This window comes from Pedobacter sp. L105, from assembly GCF_009765875.1.
GTDB lineage: Bacteria > Bacteroidota > Bacteroidia > Sphingobacteriales > Sphingobacteriaceae > Pedobacter.
On record NZ_LMUP01000003.1, the window covers coordinates 72433 to 97355 of the forward strand.

Consider the following 24923-nt stretch of genomic DNA (forward strand, 5'->3'; position numbering starts at 1 on the left):
TTTATCTGCGCTCTCCGATCTGCTGCCGCCACATGGAATAATACAATCCTTTTGTCTGGAGCAGATCTTCATGGCTGCCGGTTTCTGATACTTTTCCTTTTTCCAATACGTAGATCCTGTCGGCATGCATAATTGTTGAAAGCCGATGGGCAATCAGGATGGTCATTTGTTCTCTTCTTCCGGAGATCTCTCTGATCGTTCCTGATATCTCTTCCTCGGTAATGGAGTCCAGCGCAGATGTCGCCTCGTCAAAAATCAACAACTTTGGCTTTCTGAGCAGTGCCCGGGCAATGGAGATACGTTGTTTTTCTCCCCCGGAGAGCTTCATCCCGTTTTCTCCTAATAAAGTATCAATTCCATGTGATGCTTTTGCTATTAAAGCAGTTGCAGAGGCGTTTCTCAGGGCTTCAATAATATCTTCTTCACTGGCTTTTGAGTTTACAAAAAGCATGTTATCCCGGATTGATCCGGCGTATAATTGCGTGTCTTGTGTTACAAATCCAATTTGCCTGCGTAATGGATTGTAACGGATACGGTCTGCATTGATCCCGTTAAAAAAGATATCACCTTCTACGGGGAGGTAAAGTCCTACGAGCAGCTTAACGAGGGTCGATTTCCCCGATCCTGATGGCCCTACGAAAGCGATGGTCTGCCCGTTACTGATGTCGAAAGAAATATCATCTATCGCATTGTATCCCGCAGTCCGGTGTCGAAACACGACATTTCTGAATTCCAATCTTTCCAGGCTTCCAAGTTCAATAGAATTTTCCGGACGTACTTCGATGCGCTTTTGCATCAGGTTGTCAAAGGTCTTAAGCGAAGCATCGGCCTCACGGTAAAGAATAATCATGTTGCCGAGATCCTGAAGAGGGGTGAAGATGGCGGTAGATATAAATTGCATGGCAATCAGCTCTCCATTGCTTAATATTTTCCTAAAAATCAACCACAAAAGGATAAAAAGCACAGACTGTTTCAGCACGTTGAGTAGATTGCCCTGGAGAAAAGACAACATACTTACCTTTCTAGCCTTTAACATTTCCAAATCGAAGATCTTTAACGTTTGCAGATTGAGCCGCCTGATCTCGGAGAAAGTGAGCCCAAGGCTCTTTACCAGTTCAATATTGCGTAAGCTTTCAGTGATTACTCCCGCCTGGCGGTCTACCTGCCGGTTGATGGAACGCTGTATCGCTTTTATCCTTTTAGACAACAATCCGGTAAGCGATCCGAGAACCAGCACACCTATAAAAAAGACAGGCACAAGCAGCCAGTTTTTGTTCAGACTATACCACAATAGAAATCCTACACCTACAAGAGAAGAAAAGAGAATATTGATAAATGAATTGATAAACCGTTCTGCATCGGTCTTAACTTTTTGCAGTACCGATAACGTTGTGCCACTTCTGCTGTCTTCAAATTCATGAAAGGATAACCGTAAGGTCTGCTTCAAGCCATCATTGAAAATATCCATTCCAAACTTAGCGACAACCTTTCTGGTGGTAAACTCCTGAATGGATTTGAATAACCTTGCCATAAAGGCGATGCCAAGAGCAATAAATAACCAATAGGTGACTTCTGATATCAGTTTTTGTTCGCTCAAATGAAACTTATTGGTAGAGTAATTGTCAATGATTTTCCCAAATATGATCGGATCCAATAAGCTTAAAAGCTGCGCACTTCCAGCCAGTAAAAGTGAAATAATAATGAGCGTCCTTCGTGGGCTCAGGTATTTTAGGAGTATTTTCATCAGCGTATATATTGTTTTAAAGGTGATGAAGCGACCATGATCTATTTTTTATCAACTCTTTTATGTGTTCAAGAGCTTGTATTCCCGGCTCATTACTTTCTGTAACCGGTAAAATCATGATGGTTTCCTCTTTAATTTTGAAGCAGAAGATTATGTTTACCATGAATAACCCGTGGGAGGCCCAATAGTTTAGGTATTAAACCATTTGCCTGCAAAAGAATATATTCAGGCTATTAAATCATTTTCATAAAAAAACATAAAGAATAGTAGATTGGTGATGTGCTACTGAATCTGTACCTTCATTATGGAATACGTATAAAATGAAGTATCACAAAAAAATAAAGTTTCCGGTAGGAGAACTCATTCTCATAGCGAGCGATAAAAACCTTGCTGCTGTGCTTTGGGAGAATGATAACCCTAACAGGACTGGTATAGAAACAGGTCAAGAAAATAATGATCATCCTGTATTGCTTGAAGTGGAAAAACAACTGACCGAGTACTTTGAAAAAAAGCGGACAGTTTTTGCGCTTGAACTGGATTTTACAGGAACGGCATTTCAGAAAAAAGTGTGGGATGCCCTTTTAACCATACCATTTGGGGAAACGCGCACCTATGGCCAGATCGCCAAACAAATTGATCATCCAAAAGCAGTACGCGCAGTTGGATCTGCCGCAAATAAAAATCCAATCTCTATCATTGCCCCCTGTCATCGTGTGATCGGTACTTCAGGCAAACTGATCGGCTTTGCTGGCGGACTTAAAAATAAATCTATTTTACTACAGCTCGAAGCTGCAAGAAAAACCCCGACGTTATGGGAAGATTAAAAGATATTCCTTTAGCCACATTTTCCTCTGAAAACTTCTTTCAAACCTGTGATCTGCTGGCATCAGCCGATGATGACCTCCTGTTTATTATTCAGACTTATGGATATCCACCCATGTGGACAAGGCCAAATACCTTTGAAACGCTGGTTCATATTATTCTGGAACAACAGGTATCCTTGGCTTCAGCTTTAGCCGCTCTAAATAAATTACGTGAAAAAATAAACGAGATTACTCCTGCAAGAGTGCTACTCTTAAACGATGAAGAACTGAAATCCTGCTACTTCAGTCGCCAGAAAATGTCTTATGTGAGATACCTTGCTGAAGCTGTGGTGAGCGGAGCGCTCGATTTAACTTTAATGGAAAATTTGCCTGACGATGAAGTGCGTTCCACACTGAACCAATTAAAAGGCGTTGGTAACTGGACAATTGATGTTTACCTGATGTTTGTATTACATCGAACAGATATATTTCCGATAGGCGACCTGGCTGCGGTGAATGCCTTAAAACAGCTGAAAAAATTGCGCTTAGCTACGCCCCGGGAAGATCTTTTGACGATAACCACCAACTGGCAGCCTTATCGAACCATAGCCACAATGTTGTTATGGCATTACTACCTTTCACTACGGGCAAAAAAGCAAAAGATATAGTTTAAATAATAAGTCTGCATTGATAGCCATAAATTCCTTTTCCGGGAACCTGGACTAACACTTTGGGATTTATTGAAAAAGAAGTAGCTTGCATTAGGAAAGACTGTTTTTTAAGCAGCATGAATTAAATAGATAACGCTCAAAGCATGTCTCTGATAGAGATGAAGCAATAATCGGCAGTTGATTTGCCAGAATTAAAAATGAAACCAAATAGATTAATTAATACTGAAATTGAAGATTTTTATACAGAAACCTCTGAAGAAGACCGGTTAATATTGGGCTTAGGCCCTTTGGAATTTGAAAGAAACAAAGATCTGATCCAGCGTTATCTGCCCGCAAAAAAAGGAATAATTATCGATGTAGGAGGAGGTCCGGGGGTATATGCTGAATGGCTGGCCGGATTAGGACATACGGTACATTTAATAGATCCGGTACCTAAGCATATCAAACAAGCGGTCAAACGGGCAGATAAATTAAAAAAGACTTATCAATCCCACCTTGGGGAAGCAAGAAAATTAGATTTTGGGGATAACTTTGCTGATGTGGTTATATTGCACGGACCCTTGTATCATTTACAGCAGAAAGAGGAACGGATAGATGCTATTATAGAGGCTAAGCGCATACTCAAACCCAATGGCATTATTCTCGGCTTTGCTATCAATTATACCGCTTCTACGCTGGTAGGGTTGCTAAACGGCCTGATCCACGACAATAGCATTTTTAATATGTGTAAGGAGGAACTCACTACAGGGGTCCATAACCCACCCAAAAATATCCCAGGCTTATTACCATCAGCATATTATCATAAACCCGCAGAATTAAGAAGTGAATTTGAAGAAGCAGGGCTAACTTACCTGGAAACTTATGCTGTGGAAGGATCTATCTGGCTTGATAAAAATTATTTTGAAACCAGGGCTGATGCTAAGAAGAAAGAAAGAGTATTGGAATTGTTAAAGCTGACAGAAAATAATAAAGACCTGCTTGCTTTGAGTCCCCATATGATGATTGCAGGTAGGAAGTAATCGGCTGTAAATTTAATGCTAATGGTAGTGGTATATTGATCTGGTATAACTTTTCCTACCGCTATTCGCTTTCATCATTGAGCCGGATTAGCCGAAAGGAGTTCCATTTTTGTAGCGGCTGTAATTTTTCCACTGTTACGCTGTTGAAGAAAGGCAATAATTTCTAAATTCTTCAGCTCGATACCTTCAGGCAAATTTAGCACAACATTTCCATTTGTACTTTGTAAGGCAATAGTTTCCAGTGCACGAACTATTTGTACATGGGATAAGGTACGCCCGCTGTTCTCTCCACGTTTTACGTGGCTGACGGCTGATTTCTGAACCAGGGCTACAACAAGGGATTCTTTCTCCTGAACATCTTTTGTCAAATACCGGAGGCTGACCTGTTTGGAGTGAACGGTAATGCCTTTTAACCTTAGCTGTTCTGAAGAACTGGTTTGAAGTTGTTTGGTAATTGCCGTACGGAGGGTTCTTTCCTCAGAGCCGACAAACTCCATTTGACCATTTACAATTGCTTGTGGTGTATAAATGGAATGCAGATTTAACTGTTCGGCATAGTCATTCTGCCGCTTTGAATAGAGAGGGTTGCTAAAAATATCTGTCCAGCCAAGTCTATTCCAGTAATCCACATGGAAAGCAAGGATGTAAACCGGTTTATTTTTATTTTCCTGCTGTATTTTGGCAAGTAGTTCATCAGCAGGAGGGCAGCTTGAACAACCCTCAGAAGTGAACAACTCTATTACTGCGAATCCAGGGGAGTGATCCGATTGAACGGGTACCGCCGGCCGGGGCTTGCTTTTTACACTTAATGCAATTAAAGCGATAGAACCGGCGATAAAAAATGAGGTTAAAATTTTCATTAGAATATATTTGTTTTTATGGTTATGAAGCTATCATAAGCAAGTGGAGGTTTCATAACAACTGGTTTGTTTTTTCTTATTAGTCGTCCCTGCAAAGGAATCCTTACAAAAAAATAAAACACTGTAAGATTTTTCAAATTATACAGCTGAATCACCAATAGATCTCTGGCTAACTGCGATCCTGAAAAAAAAGATCATCGATTAAATAGGGGATGTATTGGCACAACCATGAATGAAAAAAGGACCAGGTAAGCATTATACCAGGTCCTTTGACTATTTTTTTGCTGAATTGAATTACCTCTTAATGGTGGTAATCATCGTGCATTGGTCTTCCATCATGGTGATCACGATCATAACCATGATCGCGACGGTGCATAGCACAGCTGCTTATACTAAAACAAAAAGCAACTAAAACGGCGATTTTTAAGATATTCTTTTTCATAATTAGAGTATTAATAAGCTTGCCCTGTATGACGAGAGCTTTATTGCTTAGATGTGGTTATACAACAAATACGCGTTATATTTTGTTTACACTTTTCTCATAAGGTTTGTCTTTTAGATTGGCGGCCACACGTTTAATAAATAAGTAATTTGCCGTGCCGCCAATAACGGCGCCTACTACCGGTACCAGCCTTTCTGCGGTTTTTGAACCCAGATTAAGCATTAGTTTTTCAGCTACTTCTTCCATCATATTTTTTGTCATGGCCATTCCCGCATCTACTTTTAGAGAGGCCGCCACTATTTTGAAGAAGTCTTCAAACTTGAGTTCATAATTGCCGGTATAAAAATAAGAAACGGCCATGGTGACCCTAAACTGCTGGGTAATCAGGTTGATCATATCCACAGGCACTCCAATCAGCATGGTAGTGATGCCTCCGGCACCAGTGATTACACCGGAGCCGGCAGCCATTAACGCACACTGATTGGTAAACTTGTCCAGGCCCATTTGGTCGACTCCCTTTTTTATACCTAACTGATCGATCTGGTTAAATATCTTTTGGAATCCACCCCTGGAAAGATGATTAAAGCTCTCTTTAAAATTGGTCCTGATTTTATTCAGGTTGATTTTAGGAAATGTTGGGATACGCATCTTTGTTTTTATAAGTTGTTTAATGTTAAGCTATTTCCATGCCATAGAATAAAGACCAACTTAAAACTATTAGGCCTCCCTGGTGTTATGAGTAAAACAAAACTAAAAAACCTATGAAAAAGTTAATTTACGTGATCGCGATTGCTGCGACAACAGTTGCCTTCCAGGCATGTAATAATAGTCCAAAAGATGCTAAACAGACTGCGGACAGCTTAAACAAAACAAAAGACACTACATCAAATGCAGCTGCCACTGGTGGAATTGCTGTGGATAAAACTGATGCCGACTTCTCTACAAAAGCCGCAGTAGGCGGTATGGCAGAAGTTGCGTTGGGGAAGTTAGCTGCTGAAAAATCTTCTAATGCACAAATCAAAATGTTTGGCAATATGATGGTAAAAGATCATGGAATGGTTAATGATGAACTGATGGCTATTGCCAAAACAAAAAACATTACCCTTCCTGCTACCGTAGATGATGAGCATATGAGAAAAATGGATGATCTTAAAGCAAAAACAGGTGCTGATTTCGATAAAGCTTATGTTGATGCAATGATAGATGGCCATAAAAAAACGCTTACCCTAATGCAGGACGAAGCCAAAAATGGTAAAGATGCAGACTTGAAAGCTTTTGCTGCTAAAACAGCACCGGCAGTTCAAATGCACCTGGATGCAATTAACAAAATTCACGATAGCATGAAATAAGTCATTTGCTCCTTATGGGAGTTAAAAAGGTCGCGGTTATGAACAATAGCCGTGGCCTTTTTTTATTTATCTTCGTCCCTTAAACATCACCGTCAATTACTGCAGTATCAATGAATATTTTAATTATTGAAGATGAGGAAAGGGTTCTTGCATTAATCAAGCGGAGCCTCGAAGAAAAAGGATACACTGTTACAGCAGCATTTGATGGTTATACAGGAGAGCGGCTCGCTATCAGCAATACTTATGATTTGATTATTTCTGATATTATTTTACCTCAGGTAAATGGATTGGAGCTCTGTAAATCAATTAGAAAATTAAAACCAGAAGTGCCTATTATATTGCTTACGGCTCTGGGTACCACCGATGATAAACTGGAAGGATTTGACGCAGGCGCGGACGATTACCTGGTTAAACCCTTTGATTTGAGGGAACTCCATGCCAGGATCACAGCCCTGCTGAAGAGGAATGGCACAAAACAGGCTGAATTGCCAACTGTACTCAAATGTGAGGATCTGGAGCTGAACCTTAAAACTAAAATCATTACACGCGGAGGAAAAGATATCAGGCTAACACCAAAAGAATTAAAACTGCTTGAATTTATGATGCAGAACCCAAACAGGATTTTGGGTCGCAATGAGATCGCTGAAAAGGTATGGGATACTTACTTTGATACGGGGACTAATTTTATTGACGTCTATATCAATTACCTCCGTAAAAAGATTGATAAAGATTTTGCCGTTAAGCTGATTCATACCCAACCTGGCTTAGGATTTATTTTTAGAGCAGCTCATGAAAATTAAAAACCGCCTCACGTTAATCTTTACCATTTGTATCGCCTGCCTGCTGCTCATCTTTGCCCTGGTGATCTATACTTCATTCTCTAAAAACCGGGAAGACGAATATTTTAAAAGATTAAAACAGCTCGCCACTACAAAAGCCAACCTTTTACTGGACGCCAAAATTAATCCGCAGGTATTACAGCTGATCTATAAAAGCTCTTCCAGTTCAATTTTCCCGGAAGAAGTAGCTATCTATGATACTGGTTTTCATTTGTTATACCATGATGCGGTAAAGATCGATAAAGTAAAGGAAACACCCCAAATGATACATGATATCATCAGGGATAAGGAAATAGAATTTTATCAGAATGAATTACAGGTAGTAGGGTTTCTGTATCCTCATCAGGGAAAATTGTATGTGATCACTGCGGCCGCTACTGACGTTTATGGGTTAAAGAATTTTGCAGGACTGAAGTATACTTTACTGGCAGGTTTTTTAATTACTATTTTCCTGGTGTTTTTTACAGGCCGTTTCCTTTCCCAGCAGGCCTTAAAACCAGTGTCAGACCTGGTAGATCATGTGGAAGAAATAACAGCGAAGAATCTGGACCTACGGGTAAATGAAGGAAATGGTAAAGATGAAATTGCCGAGCTGGCCATTACCTTTAACCGGATGCTGGACCGTCTTGAAAATTCTTTTGATGGCCAGAAGCAATTTGTATCCAGTATTTCCCATGAACTAAGAACACCTCTGGCTACGATGCTTGGGGAATTAGAGCTGGTATTACAAAAAGAACGGTCGCCAAAAGAATATCAGGATTCTATTCAGCATGCAATGGAGGATGGGCAGAAACTGACAAAGTTATGCAACAGTCTGCTGGATTTTGCCAAAGCCAGTTATGACCCTGCCGAAATTAGCTTTAAGGAAGTGCGACTGGATGAAATTTTAATGGAGGCCAGAAGCCAGGTGTTGGATAGTTATCCCGGATATAAGCTCAATATATTTTTTGAGAAGGATATTGAAGATGATGATTATATTTCCATCCTTGGTAATGAATATCTGCTTAGGGTAGCTTTTGTAAATCTGATGGAAAATGGCTGTAAGTTTTCTGAGAATAAGGAGTGTCAGATTGCCATAACTTACCATGCAAACCAGGCTATTATTCGTTTTCAGGACCATGGAGTTGGCATTAATGAAGAAGAAATCCCTAATATTTTTAACCCTTTTTACCGTGGGGGGAATAAAAAATTTGCTTCCGGTAACGGAATTGGTCTTTCTCTAACAAAAAAAATAATCGACCTGCATAAAGGTATAATCGGGGTTGTTTCTAATAAAAACGATGGTTCTGTCTTTACCGCAGAGTTTCCACATGTGTAATTTTTTAATGAAAATTTAATCTGTTCGTGAAATGGACAGTATAAATTCTATCTTTACCGCGCATTTAACAAATTATAATTCTGTAAGTTGTACACCTATGACAAAAAGAACAAGCTTTACCTGGTCAGACGAACGTGAACCTCACAAATTACGTACAAAGACCATTATCAAAGAACATCCTGGTATCCGGGCGCTAATTGGGCTAAATCCGTTTACTTTCCTAATCATCCTCTTCTGTGTAGGCCTGCAGGTAGTGCTGGCATGGTTTCTAAAAGATCAATCCTGGTGGTGGAATGTAATTGCTGCCTATTGTATAGGTGCATTTGCATGTCATACATTATACGTTTGTATTCACGAATGTTCGCATAACCTGGTGTTTAAGAACAAAAACATGAATGTGATCAGCAGTATGATTGCTAATCTTCCATTGATTTTTCCTAGTGCCGTTTCTTTTGCTAAATACCATATGAAACATCATTCGTACCAGGGTGTAGAAGAACTGGATGCGGATATGCCTTTTCGCTGGGAAGCTAAACTAATTGATAATTCAACGATTGGTAAAAGTATCTGGTTATTGTTTTATCCGATATTTCAAATGCTGCGTCCCATCCGTTTAAAAGAAATTAAGTTATTTGATGCCTGGACTGTGGCCAACCTGATTGTTCAGATCATTTTTACAGCAGCTATTGTTTATTTCTTTGGCGTAAAAGCAGTGGTATTTTTGATTTTAAGCTTTTTCTTTTCTGTGGGTTTACATCCGCTTGGAGCAAGATGGGTACAGGAACACTTTTTAACCCATGGAGACCATCAGGAAACCAAAAGTTATTATGGCAGCATGAACATTCTGAACTTAAACGTAGGTTACCACAATGAACATCATGATTTTCCATCTATACCCTGGAATAAGTTACCTCAGTTAAAAAAACTAGCTGATAACCATTATGAGAATTTAGGTTATCATACTTCTTATACCAAATTATTGTTCCAGTTTTTATTTAACAGGGAGATTTCGGTGTATTCCCGTACAGCCCGCTCCAACAGAGGGGGGAAGACTGTGGAAGTTAAACCCGTACCTGTTCAAAATTATGCAGATACGCCTGTGATCTAAAGTAGGAACAGAATATATAAAAAGGGCACGGCTTCATCAGCTGTGCCCTTTTTTTGTTCTAATTATTTTCTAATAAAATTCTAATTGACCTCTAAGAGGAAAGCTACGCTGCTATCTCTACTTTTGCCGCACCTTAAAAAAAGAAAAATGGATTCTGGCCCCAGTTATTATTACCTCGTAAAAATTTTTTAAATCTGTACAGGATCGCTGCTGCGTTTTCTGTAAGGAATAACGTTGTTAGCATGAAAGTACAAAACAAAAAAATATTACCTTTTTCAAAAAATGCTGATAATGGCTTTGATCCGCAGGTAATCGCAAAACTTCGCGAAGTCGCCAGCCAGGACCTCCCTCAATTTCTTGAAGAATTAGACTCTGCTGAAGAGGGCCTTACAGAACTTCAGGTAAGTACAAAAAGAAAACATTTCGGGATCAATGAAGTGCAGCATGAAAAAGCACCGGCTTGGTATTTACAGTTGCTGTCGGCTTTTTTGAACCCTTTTATTGGTGTATTGATTATTCTGGCGGTCATATCCTTAATCATGGATGTACTGCTGGCTGCTCCTGCAGATCGTGACTATAAAACAGTGATCGTGGTAGGAGTAATGGTCCTGCTGAGCTCTTTGCTCCGTTTCTGGCAGGAATATACCAGTAACCAGGCAGCAAAACAGCTCAAAAGTATGGTTAAAACTACGGCTGCTGTACTTCGGGATGGTTTAACCAGGCAGGAAATAGAAATCACGGCACTGGTTCCGGGAGATGTTGTTTATTTGAGTGCAGGTGATATGATCCCGGCAGACTGCCGCATGATGCAGTCGAAGGATCTTTTTGTAAGCCAGGCGATGTTAACAGGCGAATCGCTTCCTGTAGAGAAACGGTGCAGCCCTATTCCTGATGCAACACTAAAATCACCGCTGGAATTGGAAAATATCTGTTTCATGGGTACCAATGTAGTCAGTGGAACAGCAGTTGCCGCAGTAGTTTTTACAGGCAACCAAACCTATTTCGGCTCTCTTGGAAAAGCGTTGACAGGTAAACGTGCAGAAACTAGTTTTGATAAAGGAATTAATAAAGTGAGCTGGCTGCTGATCAGGTTTATGCTGGTGATGGTGCCCTTGGTATTTTTGATCAATGGATTGACAAAAGGCGACTGGATGCAGGCCCTGCTGTTTGGAATTTCTATTGCTGTAGGTTTAACCCCCGAAATGCTGCCGATGATTGTTACTGCAAACCTGGCAAAAGGGGCGCGCAGTATGAGTAAGTTTAAGGTGATTGTTAAACGCCTTAACGCTATTCAGAATATTGGGGCAATGGATATCCTTTGCACCGATAAAACCGGAACATTGACTATGGATAAAATTATCCTGGAGAAACACCTTAATGTGTCTGGTGATCATGATGATGAAGTATTAAAATGGGCCTATCTTAATAGCTACCATCAAACGGGCTTAAAAAACCTGCTGGATGTAGCCGTATTACAACATATAGAATTGCACGATTACCTGAAGGTAGAGGAAGATTTTAAAAAGATCGACGAGATACCTTTTGATTTTAACCGGCGCAGAATGAGTGTGGTGCTGGAACAAAAAAATGGCAGTCATTTGCTGATCTGTAAAGGTGCTGTTGAAGAAATGCTGGAGCTTTGCAGTCACTCTTTTGATCCCGGAGAAAATCATCAGCTTCATGTAGAGCAGGATAAAGTGGTTCCCATGGATGCAAGGATGCGGAAAACCGTGTTGAATACTTCAAAAAAACTGAATGAAGAGGGGCTGCGTGTATTGTTGGTAGCCATTAAAGAATATAAGGAACAACCGTTAAATTATTCTGTTAACGATGAAAGCAGAATGATCCTCACAGGCTTCATTGGTTTTCTTGATCCCGCCAAGCCTTCTGCAAAACCTGCTATAGAGAGCCTGCAAAGATTGGGCATCAGTATTAAGGTACTTACCGGCGACAATGAAATTGTAACCAAGAAAATATGCAGGGATGTAGGTATTCCTATCAACCATGTGATTTTGGGAAGCGACCTGGAGAAAATGTCAGATGAGGAATTATTAAAGGATATTGATCAGATCAGCATTATGGCTAAACTTAGCCCTATTCAGAAATCCAGAGTGGTTAAGTTATTGCAAGCTAAAGGCCATACCGTTGGTTTTATGGGTGATGGTATTAATGATGCTGCGGCCCTGAGAGATGCCGATGTGGGTATTTCTGTAGATACTGCAGTAGATATCGCTAAAGAAAATGCAGATATTATTTTGCTGGAGAAAGACCTGATGGTGTTACGTAAAGGTGTAATCTATGGCAGAAGAACCTTTGGTAATATTATCAAGTATATCAAGATGACTGCAAGCAGTAATTTCGGCAATATGTTCAGCGTACTGGGCGCAAGTATTTTTCTGCCCTTCCTGCCTATGCTGCCTATTCACCTGCTGGTTCAAAATCTGTTATATGATGTATCACAAATTGCTATTCCCTGGGATAGTATGGATAAGGAATTTATTGAAAAACCGCAAAAATGGGATGCCAATGGTATCAGCCGTTTTATGATCTTCATTGGTCCCATCAGCTCTATTTTTGACTATGCAACTTTTGCGGTATTGTACTTTGTGTTTAAAGCCAATACCACTGCTCACCAAACGCTATTTCAGTCTGGCTGGTTTATTGAAGGTTTATTGTCCCAGACCTTAATCGTTCACATGATCCGTACCAGAAAGATTCCCTTTATCCAAAGCTGGGCTACAAAACCAGTTGTCGCATTGACAAGTTTGATCATGGTGATTGGAATTTACATTCCGTTTTCACCCATTGCCCATGCCCTAAAGCTAGAGTCACTTCCGCTAAGTTATTTTCCCTGGTTGCTGGGCATATTGTTAAGCTATTGCCTGCTTACACAATTGATCAAAACATGGTTTATTAAAAAATTTAACGACTGGCTTTAATATTTATATATTCATAACTCAATTCAAATGGTTCAAAGTAAACAAACGATCACCACGATTTCAGTGGTTTCCAGCGCTGGTCTCTCGGCGTTGAAATTCGTCGTAGGAATAGCAACCGGCAGCTTAGGCCTGATTGCCGAAGGTGCACACTCTCTTCTTGATTTGTTATCCACACTTATCACTTTCATTGTAGTGCGTGTTTCCTCGCTTCCACCAGATGAAAATCATCCTTATGGTCATGAAAGGGCAGAATCCCTAGGTGCATTGGGAGGGATGATCCTGTTGGCTGTTACTGCCATCTGGATCTTATACCAGTCGATCGTTAAAATTGTATGGCATCCGGAGAAACCCGAAATCACTGTCTGGTCTTTTGCGATTATTATTATCAGTCTTCTGGTTGATTTATGGCGGGTGAGAAGCCTGAAAAAGGCAGCTGCTCATTATAAGAGTGCTTCCCTGGAATCGGACGCAGAGCATTTTGGAAACGACCTGTTAGGGTCTATGGCTGTTTTAACAGGTCTTTTTGTAATTTTTCTTTCCAGATATATCAATTTACCGGTATGGCTGGTAGACCGTATAGATGCTATAGCAGCATTAGGAGTCGCTTTTGCAGCGATGAAGTCTTTCTGGAACATCGGTTCACAGGCCATCAAATCGTTAATGGACAATGTTCCTGAAGATCTGATCCCAAGATTAAATGCGCTGATTGAACAGGAAGCAGGGGTAATCCCTAATACGGTGGTCACTAAAATCAGGTATGTAGGTAATTTGCCCCATGTGGAAGTGGTGATAGGCATCAACAGGGAGCTGAATTTTGAAAAAGCACATCAGCTGACCGAGAAAATTGAACATTCAATTTCAAAGGATCTGGGCAGTGATGCACAGGTGATTGTACATGCAGAACCAACAGCAGCTTCTAATGAACCTTATTCAGTTACGGTAAGGGCTATTGCCGACAGGCTGGGATTGCGTATCCATAACCTGCATGTTTATCTGGTAGATGAAAAAGTATGTCTGGAACTGGATATGGAGATTTCCAGTCATTTACATCTGTCAGAAGCCCACCGTTCTTCAGAGCGGCTGGAAAAAGCATTGATTGCCGAATTTAAAGCCCCTGTAACCGTCAATGTACATCTGGAACCTTTAAATGAAAAGGCGCAAAAGGCTACTCAGAATGAACAACTGACCGCTGAAGTGCAGCAGATCATTCATTCTATCAACGACCAGATTATCCTGGATAACGTTTTGACAGTTAAAGAAGGACTTGTTTTAACGATTAAGCTTCCCTTAGAAGATTCTTCACCATTAATAGAGGCTCACGCTATAATGTCAAATCTGGAGCGTAAAATCCGGTCAAAAATCGATAATATTGTAAAAGTTCATGTAGATCCTGAGCCAATATCTAAAAAAAGTTAAGGGTAAAGGATTAAGTTTATATACTGTTAAATAGAGTTTATGCTGAGAAACACTAAAGAAGCCCGATCCTTAAAGGAAAACCTGATGTTAGCCTCTTCAACAGCGTTTGTTGCGGGAATTATCAATGTTGCAGGCCTGATTGCTTTTTTTGCCTTTTCTTCTAATATTACAGGGCATGTGGCAAATCTGGCTAAGAATATTGTGGATTTTGATCTGAGTGATGTGATTTCGCTTTCTTTATGGCTGCTGGCTTTTTTTTCGGGTGCTTTTGTTTCCAGTTATATTATCAGGTCTTACAATTATAGAAGTCAATACAGGGCACATTCTTTACCTATAGTAATAGAGACCGTCGTTCTATTTATGGTTGCGCTTTATGGTAACCACATTTACAAAGGATCACAACAGGAAAGTGAAGTGATCATAGGTTTTATCCTGTTTTCTATGGGACTGCAAAATGGAATGGTGAGTATCATATCCGGTGGACTGGTAAAGTCTTCTCATTTAACCGGATTAATCACTGATATGGGGGCCGAAGCAGCAGAGTATATTCATCCGAAATCTAACCAGCCGGCTGTGGTAAAGAATAAACTTTATGTCAGGGTTACCATTCTGTCTTTTTATATCCTGGGAGGATTGGTAGGCGCTTACTTTTTCTACTTGTTCAAGTTTAAGGTTTTTTATGTAGCACCTGCTGTTTTGCTTACCATTTTAGCATACGATTTACTACCCTTATTTTCTCATCGAATAGCTTCTTTTTTTAAGCCGGCAGCGCATAAGGGTAAATAGAAAATCTCCTTACAATTTCAACTTCTCAAAAAGCGTTATGTTTTCGTAAACATAACGCTTTTTTTCAAATGTATTTGTCTGTGGGGTTTATTTGTGAAAATAATATTTGTAATTAAACATATAAATAATTAATGGGTAATTATTTGTAATAAGGGTTATTAATTAAATGGATTGATTCTATACTGGTAATTTTTCCAAGATCTGTAGTCTGAAACTGGAATAATTCTGCGAAATTAGGGATAATCAGTTTTTAATTTATACCATTATGGATAACAAATCCCAGAAAGAGAACCCCTCAGGAAGCTCCCGTCGTGATTTCCTGAAAAAATCCTCTGCGATAACTGCCATAGCTTTGACTCCGGCTATCGCTGTAAAAGCCTCTGATCTGAAGTTGGATGAGAAGCTCTCTGAAGCGATGGAGCAAATGCCATTGAACATTGAGATCAATGGAGAAATGCATCACCTTAAGGTTGAACCTCGTTTAACTTTACTCGATTTATTAAGAGAGCGGCTTAAGCTGACCGGAACAAAAAAAGGATGCGACCAGGGACAATGCGGTGCCTGCACTGTACATGTAGATGGTGTCAGAACAAATTCATGTTTATCACTGGCCATTATGAACGATGGTGCAAAAATAACTACTATAGAAGGCCTTGCTAAGGGTAATGAACTGCATCCAATGCAGGAAGCATTTATCAAACACGATGGTTTCCAATGCGGTTATTGTACTTCAGGTCAGATCATGTCGGCCATAGCCTGTATCCATGAAGGTCATGCCGATTCAGAGACAAATATCAGGGAGTTCATGAGTGGAAATATCTGCCGCTGCGGTGCTTACGCAAATATTGTGAATGCTATACAGGAAGTTAAAGCAGGAGGAAAAGTATGAACAATTTTCAATATACCAGGGTCAGCAGCCCTGCAGCCGCTATCGCAGAATTGTCAAAAGACCCAACTGCAAAGTTAGTGGCAGGTGGAACAAACCTGATTGACCTGATGAAATATGGGGTAATGGCCCCTGATAAGTTGGTCGATATCAATCATCTTGGTTTCAATGAAATAAAGAAAGACAACGGAACATTACATATTGGCGCTACGGTGAGAAACGCAGTGGCTTCAGGCAATGCCGATGTACTGAAATATCAGCCGCTATTGTCACAGGCAATGCTCTCCGGAGCTTCTCCCCAGCTTAGGAATAAAGCAACTATGGGCGGTAATTTATTACAGCGCACACGCTGCGGTTATTTTTATGACATTTCTGCTCCCTGTAACAAAAGAGAACCCGGATCGGGATGCAGTGCTATAGAAGGATATAATCGTATGCACGCAATATTCGGCGCCAGTGATACCTGTATTGCTGTAAATCCCAGTGATATGAATGTAGCCTTGGTTGCCCTGGATGCCATTATCATGGTAGCAGGACCTAAGGGGAACAGGAAGATACCTATGGCTGATTTCCATCGTTTGCCAGGTACACATCCTGAACTGGATACCACACTAGATAAGAAAGAAATTATTACCGGCATTGTTATTCCGGATAATCATCTGGCAGCGCATAGTACTTATTTAAAAGTGCGCGACCGTGCCTCTTATGCTTTTGCTTTGATTTCTGTGGCAGCAACGATGGATCTAGAAGGCTCAACGATCAAAGATGTACGGCTTGCAATGGGTGGTGTGGCACATAAGCCATGGCGCTTAACAGCGGCAGAGGAGTTTTTGAAGGGAAAAACGGCTTCTTTAGAGAATTTTAATCAGGCTGCAGAAATAGCTATGAAGGGCGCTAAAGCATATGAATTCAACGCTTTTAAATTAAAGTTGGCACCCAATACAATGGTTCAGGCGTTGAAAACAGCATCAGGCATTAAAGCATAGGTTATGAGCAAAAAACATTTAGAAAATGCGGATATGGAATTGGCCCTATCCCGCGTAGACGGAAGAGTAAAAGTAACCGGTGCAGCAAAATATACAGCAGAGGTACAATTGCCGGAACTTACTTATGGCGTTCTGGTAGAAAGTACCATAGGGCAGGGGATGATTACCGCATTGGATACTAAAAAAGCAGAGCGTGCCCCTGGTGTGATGGCTGTCATTTCACACCTTAACACCCCTGGAGTACCAGAGTATAAGCTACAAAATCAGGATGTTATTCAAAAGCAATTGCGTGTTTTTGATAGTGAAAATATATATTTTAATGGTCAGCCTATTGCAGTAGTAGTAGCTGACACATTGGAGAGGGCACAGTATGGAGCCTCGCTGGTTAAAGTTGTTTATGCTAAGGGTAAGTCGGCAACCAGCCTGGAAAATAATCTGTCCAGGGCAGTAATGCCTAAAAAAACCAAGGAAGATTATATGCGCGGAAAGGCGGCGGCTTTTAAAGATGCCGAGTTTCAGGTAGAGGAGGAGTATACGTTACCTTCCGAGGCCCATCATCCTATGGAACCTCACTCTATTATTGCCTGGTGGGAAGCAGCCGATAAGCTAACACTGGTGGATAAAACCCAGGGTTCACAAAATACAGCGGCTATCATGGCGAAATCTTTTCAGCTTTCCCCGCAAAATGTAAAGGTCATTTCCACTTATGTGGGAGGTGCCTTTGGTTCTGCACTGCGGGTATGGCCACATGAAATTGTAGCTGTTCTTGCTGCTAAGAAAGTGCAAAAACCGGTAAAGCTGGTGCTGCACCGTAACCAGATGTCGTATATGGTAGGCTATCGTCCTCATACGTTGCAAAAAGTAGCTTTGGGTGCTTCTAAAGATGGTAAGCTGCTGGGTATTTCTCATGAGTCTTATGGAAAAACTTCTATGTACGAAGAGTTTACAGAGAATGTTCTGGCCATGACACGCATGATGTATGACGTGCCTAATATTGATACGAAATATAGGATTGTTCCGCTAAATGTAAGCACACCGGCACCCATGCGCGGGCCGGGAGAGGCTACAGGGTCTTTTGCATTGGAATGTGCACTGGATGAACTTTCCTACAAATTGAATATGGATCCTATCGAACTTCGGCTGGCGAATTATGCAGATCAGGACCCGGATAAAAAAATGCCATGGTCCAGTAAATACTTAAAGGAGTGTTATCAGCTGGGTGCAGAGAAGATTGGCTGGGACAAGCGTAAGGCACTCCCTGGTGCGGTTCAGGAAGGTGAATGGAAAGTAGGTTACGGTATAGCGACGGGTACTTTTGGTGCTTTCCGTGGCGGGGCTTCGATGAAAGCTACTTTTAAGCCTGATGGTACATTGCTTTTACAGTCGGCCATTGCTGATATTGGTCCTGGTACAGCAACCACCATGACCATTATTGCCTCGGAAAATCTGGGCATACCAGTAGAGAAGATCAGCTTCCAGCTTGGGAATTCTACTTTTCCGAAGGCTCCGCAGCAGGGCGGTTCGAATACTGTAGCTACAGTAGGATCTGCCGTTGTTGCTGTTTGTAATAATTTAAAGGTAGAGCTGGCGAAACGTGCCGCAAAGCAAAAAGCAGACTGGGGAAATGCAGTAGCGTCAACGATAAGGTTTAAGGGGGCAAACCTGGTAAATACTGATGAACCCTCTTCTAAAATTGAATTTGCCTCTTTATTTGGTGCTGAAAGTCCAAATGAGCTGGTAATTACAGCCGACGCTGCGCCGGGGGATGAAAAGAACAAGTATTCTTTTTATTCCTTTTCAGTACATTTTATAGAGGCACATGTACATGAGTTAACAGGTGTAGTGAGAATTAAGAATGCTGTTTCTGTGATAGATTGCGGAACGGTGGTGAGTCCTAAAACTGCCCGCAGCCAGTCGATGGGAGGGATAGTTGGTGGTATAGGCATGGCATTGACGGAGGAGCTGGTACTTGATGATCGTAATGGCCGTACAGTAAATGCCAGTTTTGGTGATTACCATGTGCCTGTACAGGCCGATATTCCACAGATGCAAATGATGTTTGTGAACGAGAAAGATCCTTATCTGAATCCAATGGGTTCTAAGGGGTTGGGAGAGATTGTGATCATTGGCGTAGCGCCGGCAGTAGCGAATGCGGTATATAATGCAACAGGTAAACGGATTCGGAATCTTCCGATTACTCCGGATAAGTTGATATAATAAACATTCAATTTCTTTAGCTCTCTGGTCTTGATCAGGGAGTTTTTTGTTGGGGGGATAATCGCTGGGTAAAAAAAATTGAATGCTAATCTCTTCCTCAATCCTTTGCTGAAGGGCAAAGTATTGCATGTCATCGATTAGCATTTAATTTTTTTTTACAGGATATCCTGGTGGATAGAGTTGAAGATATTCCATTAGATCATCTTATTGCAGGATTCATAACCGCTGATCATCATATTGGTTATGTTTTAACTATGGAGTTAGTTATATTTGGTTTAAGCAAGCTTACAAGTACATCGGTCTAAGTCAAATAGCCTTTTAACCAAAAACGTAATTGAATGAATAAAACTGTGTTTCTACTATTAATACTATTATCCATAGCATACAATGGGTTCTCACAGACATTGAGATACTTTGAGACTATCCATAAAGCAGATTCTTTATTAAATAAGAAGAGTTATCTGGCAGCAGCCGAAGCTTATTCCAGTATCCTCGATCATTACACTGCCAAAATTATCGTTAATGATTACTATGATGCGGCTTGTGCTTATGCCCAGGCTAATAATCCGGGTAGAGCGTTCCATTATTTAGACGTTATGGCCGAAAAAAAAGGATACGGAAATTCAGAAGGATTAATAAGGGATAATGATTTGGATAATCTTAAAAAGGCTCCTGAATGGAAACCATTGATCAGCAAGGTCCAAAGGAATGCTGCAGAGGCAGAGAAACATTATAATTTAAAATTAAAGACAGAACTGGAGCAAATATTTGTCGACGATCAAAGATACAGGTTGTTACTGGGTGGTGTTATAAAGAAGTTTGGCATAGATTCAAAGGAAGTTGAGGAGCTGGAGAATAAAATGGGTGAAGCAGACAGTCTTAACTTGAGGAAAGTAAGTGAAATACTTGATAAGTATGGATGGCTTGGAGCAAAAACTATAGGTGAAAAAGGAACCTTAACACTATTTATAGTGATTCAGCATGCCGATGATCATCCGGAACTTCAGGTTAAGTATGCGAAAATGTTTAAGAAAGCTATTCTGGCAGGTACGGTAGATAACACAGAAGAATATGCAATGTTAGAAGATAGAATTTCAATACACCAGCATAAATATCAAATTTATGGATCACAGTTAATAAGGAATAAAGAAGGTAAGTTTCTCCCGTTGCCAATCCAGGACAGTATTTATGTTGATCAAAGAAGAATGAGTGAAGGACTACCTCCTTTAAAATATTATATTCAGCAGAGTAATCCATAAACAGTTATTATCCATTAATCACTACCTTCAGCACTCAAAGAAAAGATAATGATACCTGAAGTTGCGATATTGAATATTATCCCAGGAAAATCTGGAGAATTTGAACAGGCTTTTGCGGAAGCGCAGCAAATCATATCAGGGATGACAGGTTATGTAAAACATGAGCTGCAGCGTTGCATTGAAAATCCTGACCAGTACATTCTGCTGGTAAATTGGAAAACACTGGAAGACCATACTGCTGGCTTTAGAGGATCTGAAGGATATCTGCAGTGGAAAGCATTACTGCACCATTTTTATGATCCCTTTCCAAAAGTCGAACGTTATAACCGGGTATTTTAATCCATTTTTTTATCTTAGGGATAAAATATACCAATGGAAGATCTTCAAGAAAAACATACTTATCCTATCGGGCGTTTTGTGCCTGCCGACACTTATACGGAACAATCACTTGCTGCATGGATCGGTTCAATCAGATCAATACCATTACTTTTGGATTACTGTATTGAAAATCTGGATGAAGCACAATTAAATGTGCCTTATCGCGAGGGGGGCTGGAATACGATACAAGTGATTCACCATATCGCAGACAGTCATATGAATGCCTATATCCGGTTAAAGCTGGCACTGACCGAAGATAGGCCTACTATTACACCTTATGAGGAACATCTCTGGGCAGAACTTCCTGATGTGACGGATGTTCCTTTAAATGTTTCTATCACTTTGATTCACGCTTTACACCGCCGCTGGACTTCCATGCTGATGCAAATGAAAGAAGAGGATTGGACGCGTGAATATTACCATCCGGGAAGCAAGACTTATGTTCCCTTATGGCAAATGACAAATAACTATAGCTGGCATGGTAAACATCATGCAGAACAGATTCTCTCCCTGCGTAAAAGAATGGGCTGGTAATCACCAGCTCAGCCTTATAGATTAGATCTGAGGATAGATCAGTAATTTGGTTTGCGATTCAAATAAGCTTTCCAGTTTACGATGGGTATAATTTAAAGAGAGCAGGTAAGTAGTTTCGGCTTTACGATCTAGTACCACGATCAGAAAATCCTGTGGGGTAATCTTTTCCTGCAGTTCTTTCCATTCTTTCCATACTTCTGTAGGATCAAATTTGAAGGTGACATTGGATCTGGTAGACTCCAGGAAATGATTGATATGCGTTTTTGTGGCATCATCACAATAACAGGTTACATTCAAACTGAGTTCTGTACTGAGTTTACAAACCTTAGCCAGCCATACGTTCATCGTTTTTTCCATCATATAGGCAGGAGGGCATACCAGCTGGATAGTTTTATGGACCGTTATAGGCTGGCTCAAATGCAGGATAAATAGATTTGCAGGCGATTTTTCTATCAGCGGGGCTGATTTATCACCTAAGAATTTATCAATTACCGTGGTCTTCTTCGGCCATCCGGTAATAATGATATTTGCCGATTTTTCTTTCGCTATGCGAAGCACCCCTCCGGATACATTGTGATCCAGCGTAGCTACAATCTCTACTTCAGTTCCATTTCCGGAGGCATATTTAACGGAATCGTTTAATTTTTTGCGGGCAGTCAGCAGGTTGGCTTTGGCATTTACACTGTCGGGAACTACTGAAAGCAGGGTGATAGGCTGATGGGAAGTTTTGTCTTTAAAGAGAACCGCAAGATCCAGCATGTTGTCCAGGTTATTGAAATCGGCTATCGGGATCAGTATATTTTCTACTTCAGGTGTGATCTCGGGTCCGTCGGTTTCTTCAGCCAGTATAATCCGGCGGCTGGCGCGTTCAGTAGCAAAAGAAGCGATTACACAGGTCACCAAAATTAGGATAATGGTACCATTCAGGATATTGTCATCAATGATTTTGGCTTTATAACCTACCAATATAATAGCCAGTGTTGCAGCCGCATGGGCACTGCTCAAACCAAATATTAATAAACGCTGATTTTTTGTGTATTTGAATATCCATTGTGTAAAAGTAGCGGAGAGATATTTTCCTATCAGGGCTACCAGAGTTAAAGATCCGGCAACGATCAGTGCTTCGGGCCCTCTGAACAATACGCGAAGGTCTACCAGCATACCTACACCAATCAGGAAAAAAGGAATGAATAAGGCATTACCTACAAATTCAATCCTGTTCATCAGGATAGAAGAATGAGGAATCAGTTTATTCAACGCCAATCCGGCCACAAAAGCACCAATAATAGGTTCTATACCAGCAAGCTGTGCCAGGAAAGCAGAGAAAAAAACCACAGAAAGTACAAAGATATAATGGGAGGTTTTTTCACTTTCCAGTTTAGTGAAGAACCATTTAGCTATCCTGGGGATCACTAAAAATACGATAGCTGTAAATATGCTCAGGGATATGGTCAGCTGAATCCAGAATGAAGTATCCAGATGTCCCTGTACAGAACCCATGATCACCGCAAGGATGATCAGTACAGCGGTATCGGTTAGTATGGTGCCACCTACAGTCACAGCTACGGCTTCGTTTTTAGAAATGCCAAACTTATTGACAATAGGGTAGGCTACAAGGGTATGTGTAGCAAACATACTGGCGGTAAGGATAGAGGTGACCAGGGAATAATGAAGCCCGTAATAACAAACCGGAAAGCCAATAAGGATGGGTACCGCGAAAGTGAGGAACCCGAAAACGAAACTCTTGTGTTTTTTCTTTTTAAACTCCCCCAGGTCGAGCTCTATACCCGCGATAAACATAATATATAAAAGGCCTATAGTAGAGAAGAGCTCTATGGCAGAGTTTTTTTTAAGGATATTAAAGCCATTGGGGCCAATCATAATACCGGCAATGATAAAACCCACAATGCCGGGGATTTTTATTTTACCTAATAAGATTGGGGCGATTAGAATGATAAAAAGTAACAGTGAAAAAATGAGGACCGGATTGGTAAAAGGGAGGTCGAATTGTCTGGAAAGATGATCGAAGAAATTCGCGTGCATAAATAAGTGTTAAGTGAGCTTGATAAGGGTTTAACGAAAATTGACGGATTAAAGTTTAATTGTGAATATCTAATAGGGTAAGGTAAATTAAGTTGCAAGTTTGTTAACTACTTTGTTTAGGGTTAAACCTTGTACAATGATTGAAAATATAACGATCAGATAACTGGCAGAAACGATAAGTGGCTTGTAATTTGATTCGGGTAAGGAAAGCGCAAGTGCTACTGAAATCCCGCCTCTCAAACCTGCCCAGATCACAATACCCATTTTATTATAAGAGATATTCAGGGATCTGTTCAGCAATACCGTTGGAACAGCGATGCTGATCGCCCTGGCTACGATCACAAAAAGAATAGCCAAAAGGCTGATCAGCCAGTAATGGCCGAAAAATGGAATGATCACTACCTGAAGGCCGATCATCACAAAGAGGATTGTATTCAGCAGATCGTCAATTAGTCCCCAGATCTTATCCAGTAATTCTTTGAGATGGGCTGAGCTGCTGGATTCACCCAGAGTCATATTGCTCAGCATCAATCCGGCGGTAACTGCTGCCAGGGGGATAGAGACATGTAATAAGCCACCGCATACGGCAATTTCCATCACCATGGCCAGGGTAATCATCACGATGGTTTGCAGTTCATCAATTTTTTTGACCATTAGTGTACAGAGGTAACCAGAGATAATACCAAGGACTATACCTCCAAATACTTCCTGAACAAAGAGGTGTCCGGAGTGTGCCCATGAAAATTCTATACCATTGTCTTCTACAATCTCTCTCAGCGTAACAAATAACAGGATGCCTACGCCATCGTTAAATAACGATTCACCGCCAATAATGGTCTCCAGGGAAGGCGGGATCTTTGATTTCTTTAAAATAGATAAGACAGCGACAGGGTCGGTAGGGGAGATCAGGGCGCCAAAGAGGAAACAGTACATCAATGGGATTTCGATACCCAGCAAGGTAGCCGCCCAGTAAAATAAAAAGCCAAAAATCGTGGTAGATCCAATAACACCTATGGTGCTTAAAATCAAAACAGGCAGCTTTTGCGCTTTTAGCTTTTCAAAGTCAAAATGCAAAGCACTGGCGAAAAGCAAAAAAGCAAGCATTACATCCAGCAGGGTTTTGGTGAAATCCAGGTTCGAGCTCAACTCAATCACAAAACCATGCATCTCCGGAAACGCCTTTCCCGCAATCATGATCAGGATAGAAAGTGTAATCGCGATTACCATAATGCCTATGGTGCCGGGTAATTTTACATAGCGATAATTGAAGAAAGAGATCAATGCACTGATGGTAACCAGAATTGTAATCGTAGTAAAAGTATCCAT

The 24923-nt window shown here is 40.7% G+C and carries 22 protein-coding genes; 17 read left to right on the top strand and 5 right to left on the bottom strand.

Annotation, left to right across the window (positions count from 1 at the left end; genetic code table 11):
• Position 1: 1 nt before the first annotated feature.
• Complete coding sequence (locus tag GSQ84_RS04745; protein ID WP_158796121.1) at positions 2–1744, bottom strand: ABC transporter ATP-binding protein; 1743 nt, start codon at positions 1742–1744, stop codon at positions 2–4.
• 320 nt (positions 1745–2064) lie between these two features.
• Here GSQ84_RS04745 and GSQ84_RS04750 point away from each other — a divergent pair, with 320 nt between their 5' ends.
• From GSQ84_RS04750 to GSQ84_RS04760, 3 genes are all read left to right on the top strand, one after another.
• Positions 2065–2568 carry a methylated-DNA--[protein]-cysteine S-methyltransferase gene (locus GSQ84_RS04750; protein ID WP_158796122.1) on the top strand — a complete coding sequence of 168 codons (504 nt, stop codon included), beginning with the start codon at positions 2065–2067 and terminating at the stop codon, positions 2566–2568.
• Positions 2556–3215 carry a DNA-3-methyladenine glycosylase gene (locus GSQ84_RS04755; RefSeq protein ID WP_158796123.1) on the top strand — a complete coding sequence of 220 codons (660 nt, stop codon included), beginning with the start codon at positions 2556–2558 and terminating at the stop codon, positions 3213–3215. The genes GSQ84_RS04750 and GSQ84_RS04755 overlap by 13 nt, the downstream gene beginning before the upstream one ends.
• 200 nt (positions 3216–3415) lie before the next feature.
• Positions 3416–4237, top strand: a complete 822-nt coding sequence (locus GSQ84_RS04760) for a bifunctional 2-polyprenyl-6-hydroxyphenol methylase/3-demethylubiquinol 3-O-methyltransferase UbiG (RefSeq protein ID WP_158796124.1) — start codon at positions 3416–3418, stop codon at positions 4235–4237.
• Between the two features lie 74 nt (positions 4238–4311).
• On the opposite strand, the gene GSQ84_RS04765 is transcribed toward GSQ84_RS04760, so the two are convergent.
• On the bottom strand, positions 4312–5097 hold the full coding sequence (locus GSQ84_RS04765; RefSeq protein WP_158796125.1) for a thioredoxin family protein: 786 nt from the start codon (positions 5095–5097) through the stop codon (positions 4312–4314).
• Positions 5098–5329: 232 nt separating this feature from the next.
• Between GSQ84_RS04765 and GSQ84_RS04770 the strand changes: the two genes are divergently transcribed.
• On the top strand, positions 5330–5509 hold the full coding sequence (locus GSQ84_RS04770) for a hypothetical protein (protein ID WP_158796126.1): 180 nt from the start codon (positions 5330–5332) through the stop codon (positions 5507–5509).
• A 105-nt stretch (positions 5510–5614) separates the two neighbouring features.
• Here GSQ84_RS04770 and GSQ84_RS04775 read toward each other — a convergent pair whose 3' ends face one another.
• On the bottom strand, positions 5615–6187 hold the full coding sequence (locus GSQ84_RS04775) for a hypothetical protein (protein ID WP_158796127.1): 573 nt from the start codon (positions 6185–6187) through the stop codon (positions 5615–5617).
• A gap of 113 nt (positions 6188–6300) precedes the next feature.
• Here GSQ84_RS04775 and GSQ84_RS04780 point away from each other — a divergent pair, with 113 nt between their 5' ends.
• From GSQ84_RS04780 to GSQ84_RS04840, 13 genes are all read left to right on the top strand, one after another.
• Entirely contained in the window at positions 6301–6888 is a 588-nt protein-coding gene (locus GSQ84_RS04780; RefSeq protein WP_158796128.1) for a DUF4142 domain-containing protein, read from the top strand.
• A 110-nt stretch (positions 6889–6998) separates the two neighbouring features.
• Positions 6999–7688 (top strand): response regulator transcription factor, encoded by a 690-nt coding sequence (locus tag GSQ84_RS04785; RefSeq protein ID WP_158796129.1) that lies wholly within the window; start codon positions 6999–7001, stop codon positions 7686–7688.
• A complete protein-coding gene (locus GSQ84_RS04790) occupies positions 7678–9045 on the top strand; it encodes an ATP-binding protein (protein WP_158796130.1) in 1368 nt (455 codons plus the stop codon). The genes GSQ84_RS04785 and GSQ84_RS04790 overlap by 11 nt, the downstream gene beginning before the upstream one ends.
• Before the next feature lie 97 nt (positions 9046–9142).
• Positions 9143–10153 carry a fatty acid desaturase gene (locus GSQ84_RS04795; protein WP_158796131.1) on the top strand — a complete coding sequence of 337 codons (1011 nt, stop codon included), beginning with the start codon at positions 9143–9145 and terminating at the stop codon, positions 10151–10153.
• 242 nt (positions 10154–10395) lie between these two features.
• Positions 10396–13092, top strand: a complete 2697-nt coding sequence (gene mgtA / locus GSQ84_RS04800) for a magnesium-translocating P-type ATPase (RefSeq protein ID WP_158796132.1) — start codon at positions 10396–10398, stop codon at positions 13090–13092.
• A gap of 27 nt (positions 13093–13119) precedes the next feature.
• Positions 13120–14508 (top strand): cation diffusion facilitator family transporter, encoded by a 1389-nt coding sequence (locus tag GSQ84_RS04805; protein WP_158796133.1) that lies wholly within the window; start codon positions 13120–13122, stop codon positions 14506–14508.
• A gap of 39 nt (positions 14509–14547) precedes the next feature.
• The gene (locus GSQ84_RS04810) at positions 14548–15294 is read left to right on the top strand and encodes a YoaK family protein (protein ID WP_158796134.1); all 747 of its coding nucleotides are present in this window, start codon (positions 14548–14550) and stop codon (positions 15292–15294) included.
• A gap of 265 nt (positions 15295–15559) precedes the next feature.
• Entirely contained in the window at positions 15560–16183 is a 624-nt protein-coding gene (locus tag GSQ84_RS04815; RefSeq protein ID WP_158796135.1) for a (2Fe-2S)-binding protein, read from the top strand.
• The gene (locus GSQ84_RS04820; protein WP_158796136.1) at positions 16180–17166 is read left to right on the top strand and encodes a xanthine dehydrogenase family protein subunit M; all 987 of its coding nucleotides are present in this window, start codon (positions 16180–16182) and stop codon (positions 17164–17166) included. Before GSQ84_RS04815 ends, GSQ84_RS04820 begins: the two co-directional genes overlap by 4 nt.
• Positions 17167–17169: 3 nt before the next feature.
• Positions 17170–19383: a xanthine dehydrogenase family protein molybdopterin-binding subunit gene (locus tag GSQ84_RS04825; RefSeq protein ID WP_158796137.1), complete on the top strand. Its 2214-nt coding sequence runs from the start codon at positions 17170–17172 to the stop codon at positions 19381–19383.
• Between the two features lie 338 nt (positions 19384–19721).
• Positions 19722–20642 (top strand): DUF6624 domain-containing protein, encoded by a 921-nt coding sequence (locus GSQ84_RS04830; RefSeq protein ID WP_158796138.1) that lies wholly within the window; start codon positions 19722–19724, stop codon positions 20640–20642.
• A gap of 48 nt (positions 20643–20690) precedes the next feature.
• Positions 20691–20981: an antibiotic biosynthesis monooxygenase gene (locus GSQ84_RS04835; protein ID WP_158796139.1), complete on the top strand. Its 291-nt coding sequence runs from the start codon at positions 20691–20693 to the stop codon at positions 20979–20981.
• Positions 20982–21014: 33 nt separating this feature from the next.
• A complete protein-coding gene (locus GSQ84_RS04840; RefSeq protein WP_158796140.1) occupies positions 21015–21554 on the top strand; it encodes a YfiT family bacillithiol transferase in 540 nt (179 codons plus the stop codon).
• Between the two features lie 21 nt (positions 21555–21575).
• Here GSQ84_RS04840 and GSQ84_RS04845 read toward each other — a convergent pair whose 3' ends face one another.
• Positions 21576–23597, bottom strand: coding sequence for a cation:proton antiporter (locus GSQ84_RS04845; RefSeq protein WP_158796141.1), 2022 nt, complete (start codon positions 23595–23597; stop codon positions 21576–21578).
• Positions 23598–23684: 87 nt separating this feature from the next.
• Positions 23685–24923 carry a sodium:proton antiporter gene (locus GSQ84_RS04850; protein WP_158796142.1) on the bottom strand — a complete coding sequence of 413 codons (1239 nt, stop codon included), beginning with the start codon at positions 24921–24923 and terminating at the stop codon, positions 23685–23687.

Excerpts from the sequence above, each read along its gene's own strand:
- GSQ84_RS04745 (WP_158796121.1), bottom strand. The coding sequence starts at position 1,744 with ATGAAAATACTCCTAAAATACCTGAGCCCACGAAGGACGCTCATTATT.
- GSQ84_RS04750 (WP_158796122.1), top strand. The coding sequence starts at position 2,065 with ATGAAGTATCACAAAAAAATAAAGTTTCCGGTAGGAGAACTCATTCTC.
- GSQ84_RS04755 (WP_158796123.1), top strand. The coding sequence starts at position 2,556 with ATGGGAAGATTAAAAGATATTCCTTTAGCCACATTTTCCTCTGAAAAC.
- GSQ84_RS04760 (WP_158796124.1), top strand. The coding sequence starts at position 3,416 with ATGAAACCAAATAGATTAATTAATACTGAAATTGAAGATTTTTATACA.
- GSQ84_RS04765 (WP_158796125.1), bottom strand. The coding sequence starts at position 5,097 with ATGAAAATTTTAACCTCATTTTTTATCGCCGGTTCTATCGCTTTAATT.
- GSQ84_RS04770 (WP_158796126.1), top strand. The coding sequence starts at position 5,330 with ATGAAAAAAGGACCAGGTAAGCATTATACCAGGTCCTTTGACTATTTT.
- GSQ84_RS04775 (WP_158796127.1), bottom strand. The coding sequence starts at position 6,187 with ATGCGTATCCCAACATTTCCTAAAATCAACCTGAATAAAATCAGGACC.
- GSQ84_RS04780 (WP_158796128.1), top strand. The coding sequence starts at position 6,301 with ATGAAAAAGTTAATTTACGTGATCGCGATTGCTGCGACAACAGTTGCC.
- GSQ84_RS04785 (WP_158796129.1), top strand. The coding sequence starts at position 6,999 with ATGAATATTTTAATTATTGAAGATGAGGAAAGGGTTCTTGCATTAATC.
- GSQ84_RS04790 (WP_158796130.1), top strand. The coding sequence starts at position 7,678 with ATGAAAATTAAAAACCGCCTCACGTTAATCTTTACCATTTGTATCGCC.
- GSQ84_RS04795 (WP_158796131.1), top strand. The coding sequence starts at position 9,143 with ATGACAAAAAGAACAAGCTTTACCTGGTCAGACGAACGTGAACCTCAC.
- mgtA (WP_158796132.1), top strand. The coding sequence starts at position 10,396 with ATGAAAGTACAAAACAAAAAAATATTACCTTTTTCAAAAAATGCTGAT.
- GSQ84_RS04805 (WP_158796133.1), top strand. The coding sequence starts at position 13,120 with ATGGTTCAAAGTAAACAAACGATCACCACGATTTCAGTGGTTTCCAGC.
- GSQ84_RS04810 (WP_158796134.1), top strand. The coding sequence starts at position 14,548 with ATGCTGAGAAACACTAAAGAAGCCCGATCCTTAAAGGAAAACCTGATG.
- GSQ84_RS04815 (WP_158796135.1), top strand. The coding sequence starts at position 15,560 with ATGGATAACAAATCCCAGAAAGAGAACCCCTCAGGAAGCTCCCGTCGT.
- GSQ84_RS04820 (WP_158796136.1), top strand. The coding sequence starts at position 16,180 with ATGAACAATTTTCAATATACCAGGGTCAGCAGCCCTGCAGCCGCTATC.
- GSQ84_RS04825 (WP_158796137.1), top strand. The coding sequence starts at position 17,170 with ATGAGCAAAAAACATTTAGAAAATGCGGATATGGAATTGGCCCTATCC.
- GSQ84_RS04830 (WP_158796138.1), top strand. The coding sequence starts at position 19,722 with ATGAATAAAACTGTGTTTCTACTATTAATACTATTATCCATAGCATAC.
- GSQ84_RS04835 (WP_158796139.1), top strand. The coding sequence starts at position 20,691 with ATGATACCTGAAGTTGCGATATTGAATATTATCCCAGGAAAATCTGGA.
- GSQ84_RS04840 (WP_158796140.1), top strand. The coding sequence starts at position 21,015 with ATGGAAGATCTTCAAGAAAAACATACTTATCCTATCGGGCGTTTTGTG.
- GSQ84_RS04845 (WP_158796141.1), bottom strand. The coding sequence starts at position 23,597 with ATGCACGCGAATTTCTTCGATCATCTTTCCAGACAATTCGACCTCCCT.
- GSQ84_RS04850 (WP_158796142.1), bottom strand. The coding sequence starts at position 24,923 with ATGGATACTTTTACTACGATTACAATTCTGGTTACCATCAGTGCATTG.